General features: G+C 66.4%; 17 protein-coding genes. 6 read left to right on the top strand and 11 right to left on the bottom strand.

Features of this window, described 5'->3' with window-relative positions:
• Window positions 1-25 precede the first annotated feature (25 nt).
• Window positions 26-958, bottom strand: a complete 933-nt coding sequence (locus BG90_RS25300; protein WP_010109306.1) for a 2-hydroxyacid dehydrogenase — start codon at window positions 956-958, stop codon at window positions 26-28.
• Between the two features lie 516 nt (window positions 959-1,474).
• Between BG90_RS25300 and BG90_RS25295 the strand changes: the two genes are divergently transcribed.
• Together BG90_RS25295 and BG90_RS25290 are read left to right on the top strand one after the other, a co-directional pair.
• Window positions 1,475-2,173 (top strand): HAD-IA family hydrolase, encoded by a 699-nt coding sequence (locus BG90_RS25295; RefSeq protein WP_010109307.1) that lies wholly within the window; start codon window positions 1,475-1,477, stop codon window positions 2,171-2,173.
• Between the two features lie 65 nt (window positions 2,174-2,238).
• The gene (locus BG90_RS25290) at window positions 2,239-2,589 is read left to right on the top strand and encodes a cupin domain-containing protein (RefSeq protein ID WP_010119218.1); all 351 of its coding nucleotides are present in this window, start codon (window positions 2,239-2,241) and stop codon (window positions 2,587-2,589) included.
• A 28-nt stretch (window positions 2,590-2,617) separates the two neighbouring features.
• Here the strand turns inward: BG90_RS25290 and BG90_RS25285 are convergent, their stop codons facing one another.
• On the bottom strand, window positions 2,618-2,878 hold the full coding sequence (locus BG90_RS25285; protein WP_010109311.1) for a hypothetical protein: 261 nt from the start codon (window positions 2,876-2,878) through the stop codon (window positions 2,618-2,620).
• A gap of 275 nt (window positions 2,879-3,153) precedes the next feature.
• On the opposite strand from BG90_RS25285, the gene BG90_RS36520 reads away from it, so the two are divergent.
• Window positions 3,154-3,609 carry a DUF3761 domain-containing protein gene (locus tag BG90_RS36520; RefSeq protein WP_010109312.1) on the top strand — a complete coding sequence of 152 codons (456 nt, stop codon included), beginning with the start codon at window positions 3,154-3,156 and terminating at the stop codon, window positions 3,607-3,609.
• A gap of 29 nt (window positions 3,610-3,638) precedes the next feature.
• Here the strand turns inward: BG90_RS36520 and BG90_RS25275 are convergent, their stop codons facing one another.
• From BG90_RS25275 to BG90_RS25265, 3 genes are all read right to left on the bottom strand, one after another.
• Complete coding sequence (locus BG90_RS25275) at window positions 3,639-3,986, bottom strand: hypothetical protein (protein ID WP_010119220.1); 348 nt, start codon at window positions 3,984-3,986, stop codon at window positions 3,639-3,641.
• A gap of 162 nt (window positions 3,987-4,148) precedes the next feature.
• Entirely contained in the window at window positions 4,149-4,364 is a 216-nt protein-coding gene (locus BG90_RS25270) for a hypothetical protein (protein ID WP_010109313.1), read from the bottom strand.
• Window positions 4,365-4,562: 198 nt separating this feature from the next.
• Window positions 4,563-4,766 (bottom strand): cold-shock protein, encoded by a 204-nt coding sequence (locus BG90_RS25265; RefSeq protein WP_010109315.1) that lies wholly within the window; start codon window positions 4,764-4,766, stop codon window positions 4,563-4,565.
• 679 nt (window positions 4,767-5,445) lie between these two features.
• On the opposite strand from BG90_RS25265, the gene rpsU reads away from it, so the two are divergent.
• The 3 genes from rpsU (at window position 5,446) to BG90_RS36865 (ending at window position 7,172) form a co-directional block, all read left to right on the top strand.
• Window positions 5,446-5,658 (top strand): 30S ribosomal protein S21, encoded by a 213-nt coding sequence (gene rpsU, locus BG90_RS25260; RefSeq protein ID WP_010109316.1) that lies wholly within the window; start codon window positions 5,446-5,448, stop codon window positions 5,656-5,658.
• A 950-nt stretch (window positions 5,659-6,608) separates the two neighbouring features.
• Complete coding sequence (locus tag BG90_RS25255; protein WP_025990262.1) at window positions 6,609-6,818, top strand: hypothetical protein; 210 nt, start codon at window positions 6,609-6,611, stop codon at window positions 6,816-6,818.
• Between the two features lie 180 nt (window positions 6,819-6,998).
• Window positions 6,999-7,172, top strand: coding sequence for a hypothetical protein (locus BG90_RS36865; protein ID WP_010109318.1), 174 nt, complete (start codon window positions 6,999-7,001; stop codon window positions 7,170-7,172).
• Between the two features lie 68 nt (window positions 7,173-7,240).
• Here the strand turns inward: BG90_RS36865 and BG90_RS25250 are convergent, their stop codons facing one another.
• From BG90_RS25250 to BG90_RS25225, 6 genes are all read right to left on the bottom strand, one after another.
• On the bottom strand, window positions 7,241-7,699 hold the full coding sequence (locus BG90_RS25250; protein WP_010119222.1) for a dihydroneopterin aldolase: 459 nt from the start codon (window positions 7,697-7,699) through the stop codon (window positions 7,241-7,243).
• Complete coding sequence (locus BG90_RS25245; RefSeq protein WP_038802089.1) at window positions 7,699-8,334, bottom strand: sarcosine oxidase subunit gamma; 636 nt, start codon at window positions 8,332-8,334, stop codon at window positions 7,699-7,701. The genes BG90_RS25250 and BG90_RS25245 overlap by 1 nt, the downstream gene beginning before the upstream one ends.
• Window positions 8,324-11,332 (bottom strand): sarcosine oxidase subunit alpha family protein, encoded by a 3,009-nt coding sequence (locus tag BG90_RS25240; protein WP_010119227.1) that lies wholly within the window; start codon window positions 11,330-11,332, stop codon window positions 8,324-8,326. Before BG90_RS25240 ends, BG90_RS25245 begins: the two co-directional genes overlap by 11 nt.
• On the bottom strand, window positions 11,329-11,637 hold the full coding sequence (locus tag BG90_RS25235; protein WP_010119229.1) for a sarcosine oxidase subunit delta: 309 nt from the start codon (window positions 11,635-11,637) through the stop codon (window positions 11,329-11,331). The genes BG90_RS25240 and BG90_RS25235 overlap by 4 nt, the downstream gene beginning before the upstream one ends.
• A 373-nt stretch (window positions 11,638-12,010) precedes the next feature.
• Entirely contained in the window at window positions 12,011-13,255 is a 1,245-nt protein-coding gene (locus BG90_RS25230; protein WP_010119230.1) for a sarcosine oxidase subunit beta family protein, read from the bottom strand.
• 16 nt (window positions 13,256-13,271) lie between these two features.
• Window positions 13,272-14,657, bottom strand: coding sequence for an L-serine ammonia-lyase (locus BG90_RS25225; RefSeq protein ID WP_010119232.1), 1,386 nt, complete (start codon window positions 14,655-14,657; stop codon window positions 13,272-13,274).
• Window positions 14,658-14,824 lie beyond the last annotated feature (167 nt).

The following is a 14,824-nucleotide window of genomic DNA, read 5'->3' as shown; positions in this document are numbered from 1 at the left end:
GAGTCGGCGTTGGGATTCCCGTTCGTCAGATCGGCGTCAGCACTGGCTGCCCCGCGAAGTGACGCGCCGCGTTGTCGAGGAACTGCCGCACCGAGCGGTCGAACGCCTCCGGCGACCAGCCGCCCATATGCGGCGTCAGCACGACGTTGTCGAGACCGGTCAGCGCGCTCGGCGGCTCAGGCTCGCCTTCATAGACGTCGAGCCCTGCGCCGGCAATGCGGCCCGCACGCAATGCGTCGGCGAGCGCCGCCGTGTCGACGACGCTGCCGCGCGACACGTTGACGAGAAAACCGTGCTCGCCGAGCGCACCGAGAATGCGCGCGTCGATCAGATGCCGCGTCGCTGCGCCGCCCGGCGTCGCGACGACGAGAAAATCCGCCCAGCGCGCAAGCGCTTCGAGCTCGGCGAAATAGCGGTACGCGACGCCTTCGCGCGACGTGCGATTGTGATAGCCGATCTCGAGATCGAAGCCCGCCGCGCGGCGCGCGACTTTCTGGCCGATGCTGCCGAGGCCGACGATCCCGAGCTTCTTGCCGGAAACGTTCGGCTGCATCGGCAGCGCGTCGCGCCATACGCCCGCACGGCACGCCGCATCGAGCCTCGCGACGCCGCGCACCGCCGCGAGCAGCAGCGCGAACGCGTGATCGGCGACGCAGTCGTCGTTGGTGCCCGCGCCGTTGACGACGACGATCCCTCGCGAGCGCGCGTCGGCCACCGCGACGTTCTCGTAGCCGGCGCCGAGCGCACCGACGAACTCGAGGTTCGGCAAGCGCGCGATCTCGTCGGCGAGCAGGCCGGTAGTGCCGTTCGTCAGCACGGCGCGCACGGCGGCGCCGCGTTCCGTTATCGCGTGGCTGCGTTCGTCGGGGCCGGGCGCGTAGACGACGTCGAATGCGTCGGCGAGTTGCGCGTGCGCATGGTCGCGCAGCGGGATCAGCACGAGAAGCTGGGGCTTCATGGCGGGCTTCGGCAGAGGGAAAGTTGACGCAAGTGTAACAATGGAACGCGCAATGTCGGCGGGAAGCCCTATTCGAGGAAAGGGCTCGGCAGGATCGGATGAATGCGCGGGCGGCACACTGCGTGGCTGGGCCAGGTGCAACGCGGCCGTCGGACGCGCCGCAGCGGGAACCCATATTTCAGCCGCCGAGCGTATCCGGATTCGCCTTCGCCTCGCCCGAAGCTCACGATTCGACACATTTCCCCAGTCGAGCCCGGCAATTCGGCATACGCTGCGGTCCGCCCCGGCCAATTCGGCATCGCTGCGACGCGGCCTGCGTTTAAGCTGATCGCACGCCGAACGATGTCCGGCGCGACACGCGACCGGTCCGCAGCAACGCGCGCGAATCCGCGACGCGCGACGCTGGCCGCACTGCCGTCGTCGTCATCGGCACCGAATGCCGGCGCGTCGACAGTCATCGTGTCGGCCGGCCACATCACGCGTCACATCGCCCCAACCCAGCGAGCCCGCCCCACCATGAGCGTCACCCGATTCAAAGTCCTGACCTTCGACGTCGTCGGCACGTTGATCGACTTCGAGCGCGGCATGCTCGACTACGTGCACGACGTCGCGCCCGGCGCGCGAATCACCGACGAGGATTTCCTGCGCGCCTACCGCATCGCCCGCAAGGACGCGAACGCGACCTGGTATCCCGACGACCTCGTCCGATGCTGGCGCGCGGTCGCGCCCGCGCTCGGCCTGCCAGACGACGATGCGATCGCCCGGGGCTTTCGCGACTCGGTCGCGCGCTGGCCCGCCTTCGCCGATTCGGTCGACGCGCTCAAGCGTCTGCGCAAGCATTTCAAGCTGGTGACGATGACGAATGCGCAGCAGTGGGCGCTCGAGCATTTCTGCGCGACGCTCGATCATCCGTTCGATCTCGAACTGAGCTGCGACGACGCGCTATGCGAAAAACCCGATCCGCGCTACTTCGCGTATGCGCGCGGCCGTTTCGAAGGCGCGTGGGGCTATCGACAGGAAGACAACCTGCACGTCGCGCAGAGCCAGTATCACGACATCGGCGTGTCGATGCGGCTCGGCATCGCGACTTGCTGGATCGAGCGCCGCCATGCGCAGCGAGGTTCGGGCGGCACGATCGAATCCGAGATCACCCGCCCCGACTATCACTTCCGCTCGCTCGCGGAACTCGCGGACGCGGTCGACGCCGGCCGTTGACCGGCGCGCCGCGCGCGGCGTTCCTTTCAATTTCCAATCAGCACGAACCGTACGGAACGAGTCAGATGCCCATCACCGTCATTTCCCAATCCGTCGGCGCCGCCGGCCTCGAGGACGCCGGCGCGGTCGCCCGTCCGCTCGGCGCGACCGTCGCGCGCACCCGCTGCCTCGACGTCCCGCTCGAAGGCGCGGGCGACAATCAGGCCGGGCTGTGGGAATGCTCGCCGGGCCGCTTCGAGCGGCAGCTCGCGAACGCCGAGGTGATGCACATCCTGTCGGGCGCGTGCACGTTCACGCCGGCGGGCGGCGGGCCGGTCGAGCTTCGCGCGGGCGACACGCTGTTCTTCCCCGCCGATACCGTCGGCGTATGGGAAATCCGCGATACGCTGCGCAAGGTCTACGTCGCGATGGCATGACCGGCGCGGCCTGCGGCCGGCCGCAGCGTCACGCGTCCTCGGGCGGATGCGCTTCGAGCCACGCGACGATTTGCTGCTCGGCCTGCAGCGGCGTCACGGTTTCGCCCATCGCGAGCACTTCATATTTGTAAGGATCGGAGCCGTCGAGGTTGTCCGGCTCCGGCTGCGAAATCGTCCACCGCCAGTCGATCCGATCGGCGATCGGCGACGGCGCGCCCTCGATGCTGCAACGGCATCCGTCGATTTCCGCGACAAACCCGGTGGCGGTCGGTTCAAAACTCGCAAACACGGCGACTCCCGTCGATATACGCCGCAACGCGGCAGGGTGGCGAGTATCTCATGACCGCACCGGCCGCCCCGCCGCGCCAGGCCCGTTACACATTGTCACGCATCGTTGCAACGATACGAGGCCATCCGCGATTCGCCGGTCAACCGGATGCTAGGCCCGGGAGTTATTGACAGTACTGGCGCATGCATCCGCGTCAGGGCCGCACGCGTGCCGCAATGCGAGCGCGCACGGTCACGCAAGCGCATATGCGCCAACCCGGATAGTCAGGAGTAGAAATGAAAAAGACCGCCATTCTCACGGCACTCGCCGCCGGCTTGTGCATCTCGATCAGCAGCTTTGCGCAAGCGCCGGCAAGCGCGCCCGCCGGCACGACCGGTCTTTGCAAAGACGGCACGTTCTATTCCGGCGCATCGAAGAAAGGAGCATGCTCGAGCCACAAGGGCTTGAAGTCCTGGTACGGCGCATCGAAGGCCGTGGCAGCGAGCGGCACGCCGATGGCTGCCGCGCCCGTCGCGGCGGCATCGGGCGCGGTTGCCGCGTCGGGTGCGACGGCAGCGAAAAGTTCGGCGCCGGCCGGCGCCCCGGGCCAAGTGTGGGTGAATACCGGCACGAAGGTCTATCACTGCCCGAGCGACAAACGCTATGGCAAGACGAAGCAAGGAGCATACATGTCGGAATCCGAAGCGAAGGCGAAGGGCTTCCGCCCGTCGCACGGCAAGACCTGCTCGTAACGTCGTCCGGCTTCACCGCGCGACGAAATTCAGGGTGCCCTCATGCGCCCGCCCGGGTGTCGGCGGAAGCCTTTCCGCGGGCGCCCGGCGCACGACGCCGGATTCGACGCATCGTGAATCGACGCAGATCGCGCAAGCCGATGCGCGTCGCCAGGCAACATCGCGATGCGAACCGTATCGCATTCCGCCGGTCCGCCCGACCGTTCGAGCGGACCGCACCGATGCGACGCGGCTGCATCATGATCGGCCAGCGTCCAGCCGAACTGGCGCGCAGACGCGCTCATTTCCCGCCCGATTTCCGGCTCGAGCAACGACGGCGCCAGCACTTCGAGCGCGGCAAATTCGTCGAACGACTGCACATCGATCTCGGCGTCCACGCAAGCCCGGAGCAACCGCGCGCATATCGTTGTGCAGCCCGAACGGCGCGCTCCATGCGCAAGAGATGCTCCGTCGTGATCCGGCGCCGCCGCGCGCGCCGTCCGCGACGCTCGTCGACGGCTCGACCGCGCGTCGCTCACCCCAGCGCGACGCGTCGACATTCAGCCGCGCGTATCGATCCAGTTGCGCGCCCAGCGGCTCGAGTAGCGAACCGCCTCTTCCTCGGTGGAAAAATAGTCGAGCGCATAGAAGCGATAAAGCGCCTCGTCGGCGTGTGCCTGCGATTTCTCGAGCAACAGGTTGGATGAAAAATAGCCGTCGGACAGACGGTGCGCGAAAGATTGAACCGCGTAACCGCGGTAAGTCATGGAAGTCATTTGCATTGTAATTTTAGTAGTCGAACGTGAATTCCGCCGATCTCTGTCGGCACGAATTCGTTCGCGAAGAGGCGCGGACGCAGGCAAGTGAGCGAGCGTCGCCTTGGGAGGGGAGATCGATGCGCGGCCGGCTTCGTGGAAATCCGGCCCATAGGCCCGATGCACGTTTGCGGCATCGGGCGTATCGAGCGTTACAGCTTACAGCGCCTTGATGTTGGCTGCCTGAAGGCCCTTCGGGCCTCGCTTCGTCTCGAAGCTCACCTTCTGGTTCTCGGCCAGCGTCTTGAATCCTTCGCCCCTGATTTCGGAGAAGTGCGCGAACAGATCGTCGCCTCCCGAATCCGGCGAAATGAAGCCAAAACCCTTGCTGTCGTTGAACCACTTGACGGTACCGGTATCCATAAGAATCCCTAAAAAAAGTTGATATGTTCCTGCCCCATGCAGGTATGGGGAAGCATCAAGGAGGGAGAGGACAACGAATTCCGCGCGAGTGGCGGCAAAGTGATGAACAGCAATCGGACTTCTTGAGGGCTTCTGCCGCGACAATACGCGGTACGGCACACTCGGTCAAGGCATTTCTGAAAATAATCGGAACGCGCGCATTCGAGGCATCCCCGCGCCGCTCGCCGACGCGTGGTGCTCGGCATGGCGCTCGCGTCGCGCGGATCGAGCGCATCAAGCGCATCGATGCGCGATTCGGTCCCTCGCCAAAAATGAATCGTGCTTCATGTTGATTCGCGTGTATAGTGGCACCGTCGTATCTTCGGGCTTCCGTGCTCCAGATACGCCACACCTGACCGCGTCGCATGCGTTCGGCTTCGATGCCATCGCGCGCCAGCGGTCGCCGCGTCGCCCCGCGACGCGTGCCAATGCACACGCTGCACTCGACATGCAGCAGCCCGTGTCGGCCGACATCGCCGCCACGCTGCGTTCCACGCGTCAACCAGCCGACGACTTCGCCGACGGAAAGAAGCAAGCGCATCCGTCGCCGCCCTCCCCAAGGCCTACGCGCTACCGGCGAGCCGCGAATGCGCGTGATCGCGCCGACGTCCCATCGCCCGGGCCCCAACCAAGGACCAATTTGACCACGATCATCCTCAATCCAAACGAACCGGTAGAAGTCGCGCTGCGGCGCTTCCGTCGCACGATCGAAAGAACCGGCCTGATCAAGGAACTTCGCGCGCGGACGAGCTATGAAAAGCCCACCACCGAGCGCAAGCGGAAGAAGGCCTCCGCCGTCGCGAGATTGCGCAAGCAAATTCGCCGATCGATGCCGCCGAAGAAGATGTATTGAACATCGGCGTCCGGGCCAGGCCGGCGCGGGCGCGCCGCCAGGCGCGTCACGCTCGAAGCGCGTCCATTCGCGCGCGGGCCGGGCCATCGGCGTCACCGCGACGCCGCCTCGCAACGGCCTCGGACCCGGCGATATCGTTCGCATACGTGCAATCGCGACGCGCCGCTCATGCGTTGTTCGATACGACGCTCCAACCGTCTTCCGATCGCCGCTGGCGACGTCTCGCCATTCCTGCAACGGACGGGCGGCGCGGGATGACTTCCGCCACGCTCCGCACGCGCTCGGATGGTCGATGAGCAAGCTGTCGACCGCTCATTCACCGCTCATCGGTCACGCACGACGGCGCGCATCGCATGCCGCAATCGACGTGCGCATCCAATGCGCTGCCCCCGCCATCCTCGATGCTCGGCGCACGCACGTGTCGGCATCGTTGCCTCTCAATATCCGCAGAAGCTGCACGCGGGCACCGACGTCGGCCATTAGCCACGCTCGCGCCATCCCGATGCACAGACGCGTGAATGCCGTCAGTCCCGAGCGGCAGCGCTCGTCATGCGCCCCCGCATTCCGGCAACGCCAACCGGCGGACAGTCAAATCTGCTCGCACGAGCGGCAATCCGAGGAGATTGCGCCCGGATCGGGCTCGAACAGGACCGCGCGCGCCTGTTGCAATTAATTGGTCGACATTTCCGCCAGAGAGCGGATCATGGATAGCTCGTATAGGGCACGCACCCACCCCTGCGCATCATGACGGCTTCGGCGCGGCAATCCGGATTGCCCAAGCGGCACCGACACCGCGCTCACCCGACCCAAGCCTTCGAGCCGACCGATGAGTCCCCCCCTTTACGATCGACGGCGATGCGCAGCGCATCGGCCGCAGACGACGTAGCGTTCACGCCCAGCCGCTCGAACTACCGACTCAAAGAGGGCCGAGCGATGCCTCGGCAGTTGTGATGAATCGAGATGATGTACTGAATCTGGTGTACCAGAATGAAGTCGTTCAAGCCGACAGCAAGCGCCTGGACGAAACCGACATCAACCTGGAATGCAATCAGCGCGAATTCCTGATGTTCGCTGCGCTCCGCGAGCTATTGCGTGCGAACGGGTACTCGGAATTCGAGGCGGACGAGATGGCGAGCGATGTGATGTGCCAACTCAGATGACCGCATGCGCCTTCTCCGGAACCCACGGCTCGCGCGCCACGTGCCGACGCGATCGACGCCGCGCTCGAAACCGCTTTTGGGATCGATGCCAATTGGAAACCCCGCCGCGCCGGGCCGGCGATCCTGAACCGGATCGCGGCCCGAGCGCCTCCGACAAACGCCGACAACCCGAGCGCCGCCATGATGAAAAATCGACTCGACAAAACATTTGAACGCACGCCCAGCCGCTTCGAAACGTCGCAGCAAGATCGTTTGCGCACGCTGAAACTCGCGGACGAAGCACGCGCGCTGCAACGGGACAAAGAGTATCGCCTGATCGATCCGTCGGCGGAAAAATGGCGCTACAAGCCGTGAGCCGCGCGTTCCTTCAAACAGGATATCCGTCGGATGCCTGACGAAATTCCGGCTTGCGAGACAATGCGTCAAGCCGGCCGCGCTCCGTGGTGTCGCGCGACCGAGTCGCTCCACGTCAGATAATCCGCCCTCGTCCAATCCAGCTCGACGCCCACCCGCTTCGTCCCCAGCCGAATCTTCGGCTTGTGCGCGGCGATCGTCAGCGCCTCCAGCACCGGCCATTCCCGAAACGACAGCACCGCGATCTCCGCGACCAGGGTTTCCAGCAACCTCGTATGCGGCTTCGCCGCGAGGTACGCCGCGATTTCCGCGCAGTATCCGTCGTAATCGATCCAGCCGCCTTCCTCGCAAGGCTCGCATCGATAGCCGAGCCGCGCATCGATCACGATCGGCTGCGGCGCGTCATGCTCGTGCGGATGAATGCCGATGCGCGCCGGCACCTCCAGTCCGTCGACGAAAATGCTCCAGCCGCGCCCTCTCAGGCGCGGCGCATCGAGCGAGACGAACGGCTCGTCGACGGGCTTCATCAGACGAGCGGCGCCGCCGCGTCGAGCATGATGCGGCTGAAGTAATCGGCGAAGCTGCGGCGCACGACGATGTCGAACGCATCGTCGCCCATCGGCACGAGCGCGATCGACGCCTTGAAGTAATGGCTCTGCGCGCACTGCCCGACGCCGAACATGCGAGGATGCAGATCGAGCGGGCAGCCGCGCGCGAGCACGTCGCGCGCGCGTTCGCCGCTCACCTCGACGACCGTGTAGCCGCTGCCGACGTCGACGGCCGTCGCATACATGCCCTGCACCGCCTCCGCGAGCTTCGCTTCGAGCGCGCCCGCCGCAACCGCGCCGTTCGAGCGCACGAGCCATTCGTCGGGACCGAGCCACAGCACGTCGTAGTCCGCGCTGCGCGCGACCGTGTTCGGCTTCACGGGCGGCCGGCAGCCGACCACCTGCTCGAATGCGCGCACGAACGCGGGATCGTTCGGCTCGCCGCGCACGTTCACGAGATCGAGGAACGGCCGCTCGCGAAACCGGAATTTCTTCGATGCGCGCGCGTCGTGCGCCTTCAACGCGTCGCCGGCGCCGACGAGCGGCGATTCGAGCCGCACGCCGCCCTGCGCGTGCGCCGCCACCGAAGCTTCATTTCTCGTTTCATTCCACATGCTGACGTACCCCTTCGGTGTCGTAGAAAACCGGGCTCGAAATCGTCGCGACCACGCGCCGGCCGTTTGCGAGCGAGATCGCGACGCGCTCGCCCATCCGGGTCAATCCGCCCTTCACGACTGCGAGCGCGATCGAGCGCTTCAGAATCGGGCTGTAATAGCTCGACGTCACGTGGCCGAGCATCGCGGTCGTGCCGTCCGCGCGCGCGGACGCATCGGCCTCGACGATCTGGCCGCCTTCGGGCAGCACGTACTGCGCGTCTTCCGTCAGCAAGCCGACGAGCTGCTTGCGCCCGCTCTTCGCGGTATCGGAGCGCGTGAGCGAACGGCGGCCGAGGAAGTCCTTCGACTTCGCGACGAGCCCGCCCATCCCGAGATCGAACGGCGTGACCGATCCGTCGGTATCCTGACCGACGATGATGTAACCCTTCTCCGCGCGCAGCACGTGCATCGTCTCGGTGCCGTACGGCGTGATGTCGAACTCCGCGCCCGCCTCCATCAGCGCTTCCCACACCGCGCGGCCCGCGTTCGCCGGCACGTTCACTTCATACGCGAGCTCGCCCGAGAAGCTGATCCGCATCACGCGCGACTTCACGCCGGCGACCGTGCCGTCGCGATAGCTCATGAACGGAAACGCGTCGTTCGCGAAGTCGATGTCCTTGCACACCTTCTGCACGACCTTGCGGCTCTTCGGGCCGACCACCGCGAACGTCGCCCAGTGGTCGGTGACGGACGCAAGGCGCACCTTCATGTCGGGCCACTCGGTCTGCAGCCAGCGTTCGAGCCACGTCAGCACGCGCGCGGCGCCGCCCGTCGTCGTCGTCATCATGAAGTGCTGGTCGCCGAGGCGCACGGTCACGCCGTCGTCGAACACCATCCCGTTCTCGTCGAGCATCAGCCCGTAGCGGCATTTGCCGACTTCGAGCTTGTTCCATGGATTCGTGTAGACCCAGTTCAGCAGCTTCACCGCGTCCGGGCCCTGGATGTCGATCTTGCCGAGCGTCGACGCATCGAGCATGCCGACGCCGCTGCGCACCGCGAGGCACTCGCGCGCAACAGCCGCGTGCAGGTCCTCGCCCTTCTTCGGGAAATACCACGGCCGCTTCCAGTTGCCGACGTCCTCGAACATCGCGCCGTGCTCGACGTGCCATTCATGAACGCAGGTCTTGCGGACCGGATCGAGGAAGTCGCCGAGCTCGCGGCCCGCGAACGCGCCGAACGACACGGGCGTGTAGTTCGGGCGGAACGTCGTCGTGCCCGTCTCGGGGATCGACTTGCCGAGCGCCTGCGCGAGAATCGCCATCCCGTTGATGTTGCCGAGCTTGCCCTGATCGGTGCCGAAGCCCATCGCCGTATAGCGCTTCACGTGCTCGACCGATTCGAAGCCCTCGCGCGCGGCGAGCAGGATGTCGGCCGCGCCGACGTCGTTCTGGAAATCGACGAACTGCTTCGGACCGCGAACCGCCGCATCGAAGCCGCTCGCGAGCCATAGCGGCAGCAGCGCGTCCTCGACCGCCTCGGCGACCTTCGGCACCGGCGGCCGCTCGGCCGCGTGGCCCGACGACTTCGCGGCGGCGACGCCCGCGTCGACCGCGAGCCGCAGCGCGCGCGACAGGTCGAATTCGCCCGCCGCCGCGCCGACGCTCGCTTCCGGCTGCACCGGCTTGCCCGGCACGAAGCACGCCTTGTCGTCGTTCCAGTGCGCCTTGCCGCCCGATTGCGCGAACAGGTGCAGCACCGGGCTGAAGCCGCCCGACATCGCGACGAGATCGCACGGCAGCGTCGCGATCTTGCCGCCCGCCTTGCCGTTTGCATACGATTCGACGTCGACCGATGCGACGCGCAGCTTGCCCGTCGCGGCCGACACGACCGCGCCGCTCATCACCGCGATGCCGTTGCGCTTCGCGACCGCGGGCAGCGCGCCGCGCGTCGACGCGCGCGCGTCGACGACCGTCACCTTCGCGCCGCACGCCTTCAGATCGAGCGCGCATTGATAGCCGCGATCGTTGTTCGTCGCGACGACCGCGACGCGCCCCGGCAGCACGCCGTAGCGATGGACGTAGGTCGACACGGCCGACGCGGTCATCACGCCGGGCAGGTCGTTGTTGCCGAATACGAGCGGACGCTCGTGCGCGCCCGTCGCGAGGATCACGCGCTTCGCGCGGACCTTCCACAACAGCTCGCGCGTGCCCTTGCGCATCGACACCGGCAGATGGTCGGTCAGCCGCTGCACGACGGTCACGAGGTTGTGATCCTGATAGCCGAACGCGGTGCTGCGCGCGAGGATCCTCACGTCGGGCAGCTTCGCGAGCTCGGCCTCGATCTTCTCGACCCATTGCAGCGCGGGCTTGCCGTCGATCTCCGCGCGGCACGCGAGCAGGCTGCCGCCGAGCTCGCGCTGATCGTCGACGAGGACCACGCGCGCGCCGTTCACGGCCGCCGCGTGCGCGGCCGCGAGCCCCGTCGGGCCGCCGCCGACGACGAGCACGTCGCAGTGCGCGTAGCACTTGTCGTAGCGGTCGGCGTCGAGCGTGTCGGGCGCCTTGCCGAGGCCTGCCGCGTCGCGAATCTTCTCTTCGTATTTCGGCCACATCTTGCGCGGCCACATGAACGTCTTGTAGTAGAAGCCCGCCGGCAGGAAGCGCGAGAACTTCTGCATGACGGCCATCCGGTCGTGCTCGAGCGACGGCTGCGCGTTCACGCTCGTCGCGACGAGTCCCTGATACAGCTCGATCTCCGTCGCGCGCGCGTTCGGCACCGTGTACGGGCCGGTTTCGAGCTGCACGACGGCGTTCGGCTCGTCGACGCCCGCCGTCACGATCCCGCGCGGCCGGTGATACTTGAAGCTGCGCGCGACGAAGTGCACGCCGTTCGCGAGCAGCGCCGACGCGAGCGTGTCGCCCTGGAAGCCCTGATACGTGCGGCCGTTGAACGTGAAGGTAAGCGGCTGTGCGCGGTTGATGCGCCCGCCTGCGCCGAGTCGGTTTTTCTGGCTCATTTGCTCGTGTCCTCTGCTGCGGTGGCGGCGGGCTTGCTGGCGGCAGCGGTGCCGAACGTGTCGTAGCCCTGGAAGTCGTAAGTGACGGTGTCGCGCTGCGCCATGAACCAGCGGCGGCAGCCCTGCGTGTGCAGCCATTGCTCGCGGTGCGTGCCGCGCGGGTTCTTGCGCATGAACAGGTAATCGCCCCATTCGCGGTCGGACAGCTTGTCCGTATCGAGTGGGCGCGCGATGTCGGCTTCGCCGCCGCAGCTGAACTCGGATTCGGCGCGCGGACCGCACCACGGACATTCGATCAGCAACATGTTCGTTCTCCTCTGTCGACCAGAGTTAGCGCTTTAGCGCTTACTCTGGTCCCATGCTTCGCGGTCGACCAGAGTTAGCGCTTTAGCGCTTACTCTGGTCCCATGCTTTGCGGTCGACCCGAGCTAGCACTTCAGCGCTTACTCTGGTCCCATGCTTCGCAGTCGACCCGAGCTAGCACTTCAGCACTTACTCTGGCCCCATGCTTCGCAGTCGACCCGAGCTAGCACTTCAGCACTTACTCTGGCCCCATGCTTTACAGTCGACCCGAGCTAGCACTTCAGCACTTCCTCTGGTCCCATGCTTTACAGTCGACCCGAGCTAGCGCTTCAGCACTTACTCTGGTCCCATGCACGTCAGTACGCGGCGGTTCGGTCAGTGCGCGACGGCGGCCGCGCCGTGCTCGTCGATCAGGTGGCCGCTGTAGAAGCGGTCGAGCGCGAACGGCGCGTTCAGCGGATGCGGCTCGTCGCGCGCGATCGTGTGCGCGAACACCCAGCCCGAGCCCGGCGTCGCCTTGAAGCCGCCCGTGCCCCAGCCGCAGTTGAAATACAGGCCCTTCACGTCGGTCTTGCTGATGATCGGGCATGCGTCCGGCGACACGTCGACGATGCCGCCCCACTGGCGGTTCATCCGCACGCGCGAGAACACCGGGAACATCTCGACGATCGCCTCCAGCGTGCCTTCGATGATCTGGAAGCTGCCGCGCTGGCCGAAGCCCGTGTACTGGTCGATGCCCGCGCCGATCACGAGGTCGCCCTTGTCGGACTGGCTGATGTACGCGTGCACCGCGTTCGACATCACGACCGTATTGACGACGGGCTTGATCGGCTCCGACACGAGCGCCTGCAGCGGATGGCTTTCGAGCGGCAGCCGCACGCCCGCCATGTCGGCGAGCGTCGTCGTGTTGCCCGCGGCGACGACCGCGACCTTCTTCGCCTTGATGAAGCCCTTCACCGTGTCGACGCCGACCACCGCGCCGCCTTCGCGGCGAATGCCCGTCACCTGGCAGTTCTGGATGATGTCGACGCCCGCGCGGTCCGCACCGCGCGCGAAGCCCCACGCGACCGCGTCGTGGCGCGCGACGCCGCCGCGCCGCTGGATCGACGCGCCCAGCACCGGATAGCGGCTGTTCAGGTTGATCGTCGGCTCGATCGCCTTGATCTGCGCGGGCGTCAGGAACTCGGCGTCGACGCCGTTCAGGCGGTTCGCGTTCACGCGCCGCTCGGTGTCGCGCACGTCCTGCAGCGTATGCGCGAGGTTCATCACGCCGCGCTGGCTGAACATCACGTTGTAGTTCAGGTCCTGCGACAGGCCTTCCCACAGCTTCATCGCCTTTTCGTAGAGCGCGGCGGATTCGTCCCACAGGTAGTTCGAGCGGACGATCGTCGTGTTGCGCGCGGTGTTGCCGCCGCCGATCCAGCCCTTCTCGAGGATCGCGACGTTCGTGATCCCGTGCTCCTTCGCAAGGTAGTACGCGGTCGCGAGGCCGTGCCCGCCGCCGCCGACGATCACGACGTCGTACTCGCGCTTCGGCTCCGGGCTCTTCCACTGCTTTTCCCAGTTCTCGTGATACGACAGGCCGTTGCGGAACAGGCTGAATATCGAGTAGCGGCTCATGTTGATGGACCCTTCGTTAGCATTCGATGACGTTCACGGCAAGGCCGCCGCGCGACGTTTCCTTGTATTTCGTCTTCATGTCGGCGCCCGTTTCGCGCATCGTCTTGATGACGGAATCGAGCGACACGTAGTGCTGGCCGTCGCCCTTGAGCGCGATCCGCGACGCGTTGAGCGCCTTGATCGCGCCCATCGCGTTGCGCTCGATGCACGGGATCTGCACGAGGCCGCCGACGGGATCGCACGTCATCCCGAGGTTGTGCTCCATGCCGATCTCGGCTGCGTTCTCGACCTGGCCGGGCGTGCCGCCCATCACCGCGGAGAGCGCGGCCGCGGCCATCGAGCACGCGACGCCGACCTCGCCCTGGCAGCCGACTTCCGCGCCGGAGATCGACGCGGTTTCCTTGTAGATGATCCCGATCGCGGCGGCCGTCAGCAGGAAGTCGACGATCCCCTGCTCGTTCGAGCCGGGCACGAACTTCACGTAGTAATGGAGGATGGCCGGAATCACGCCCGCCGCGCCGTTCGTCGGCGCGGTGACGACGCGCCCGCCCGCCGCGTTCTCCTCGTTGACCGCCATCGCGTACAGGTTCACCCAGTCGAGCATCGACAGCGGGTCGCGCAGCGACTCCTCCGAGCGGTTGCGCAGCCGCGCATGGAGCTCGGCCGCGCGGCGCTTCACGCGCATCGGGCCCGGCAGCTCGCCGTCGACCTTGCAGCCGCGCTCGACGCACGCGGCCATCGTCCGCCAGATCGCGAGCAGGCCCGCGCGCACTTCTTCGGCGGGACGCAGCGCGCATTCGTTGCGGAACGTGAGCTCGGCGATCGACAGGCCGCTGTCGCGGCATGCGCGCATCAGGTCGTCGCCGGTGCGGAACGGATGCGGCACCTCGGCCGCCGCGCGCACGCCGTTCACGCGATCGCCGTCGCGATTGACGACGAAGCCGCCGCCGACCGAGTAATACTCTTTCTCGACGAGCAGCTGGCCGTGCTCGTCGAACGCCTGGAAGCGCATCCCGTTCGGGTGGACGATGCTCGTGCCGCCCATCAGCTTCCGGTAGAAGCCGAGATCGTCCTTCTCGTCGAAGCGGATGCTGCGCTTGCCGAGCACCGAAAGCGACTTCTCGGCGCGGATCGCCTTCAGGCGGGGTTCGATCAGGTCCGGATCGATCAGATCCGGCAGATGGCCTTCGAGGCCGAGCAATACCGCCTTGTCGGTGCCGTGGCCCTTGCCCGTCGCGCCGAGCGAGCCGTACAGCTCGACCCGCACGCGGCGCACGAAGCCGAGCAGGTTCGCATCCTCGACGTGCGACGCGAACCGGCACGCGGCGATCATCGGCCCGACGGTGTGCGAGCTCGACGGTCCGATGCCGATCTTGAACAGATCGAAAACGCTGACGTTCATCTGGCTGCCCTTGCGTAGCGAAGCTTGGTTGACATTGGGCGTCAGTACATCAAAGCGTAAAATCCGCCGATAGAACAAAAACGGCATCGGCGTGGGACGCCGCCGCCAACCGCCGCGCGCGACGGGCGCTCCGTGCGTTTCGGCGATGGTTCGCGGCGAAAAAACAC

It is taken from the genome of Burkholderia oklahomensis C6786 (assembly GCF_000959365.1).
GTDB classification, from domain to species: Bacteria; Pseudomonadota; Gammaproteobacteria; order Burkholderiales; family Burkholderiaceae; genus Burkholderia; species Burkholderia oklahomensis.
This window is presented reverse-complemented; position numbering and strand designations above follow the sequence as displayed.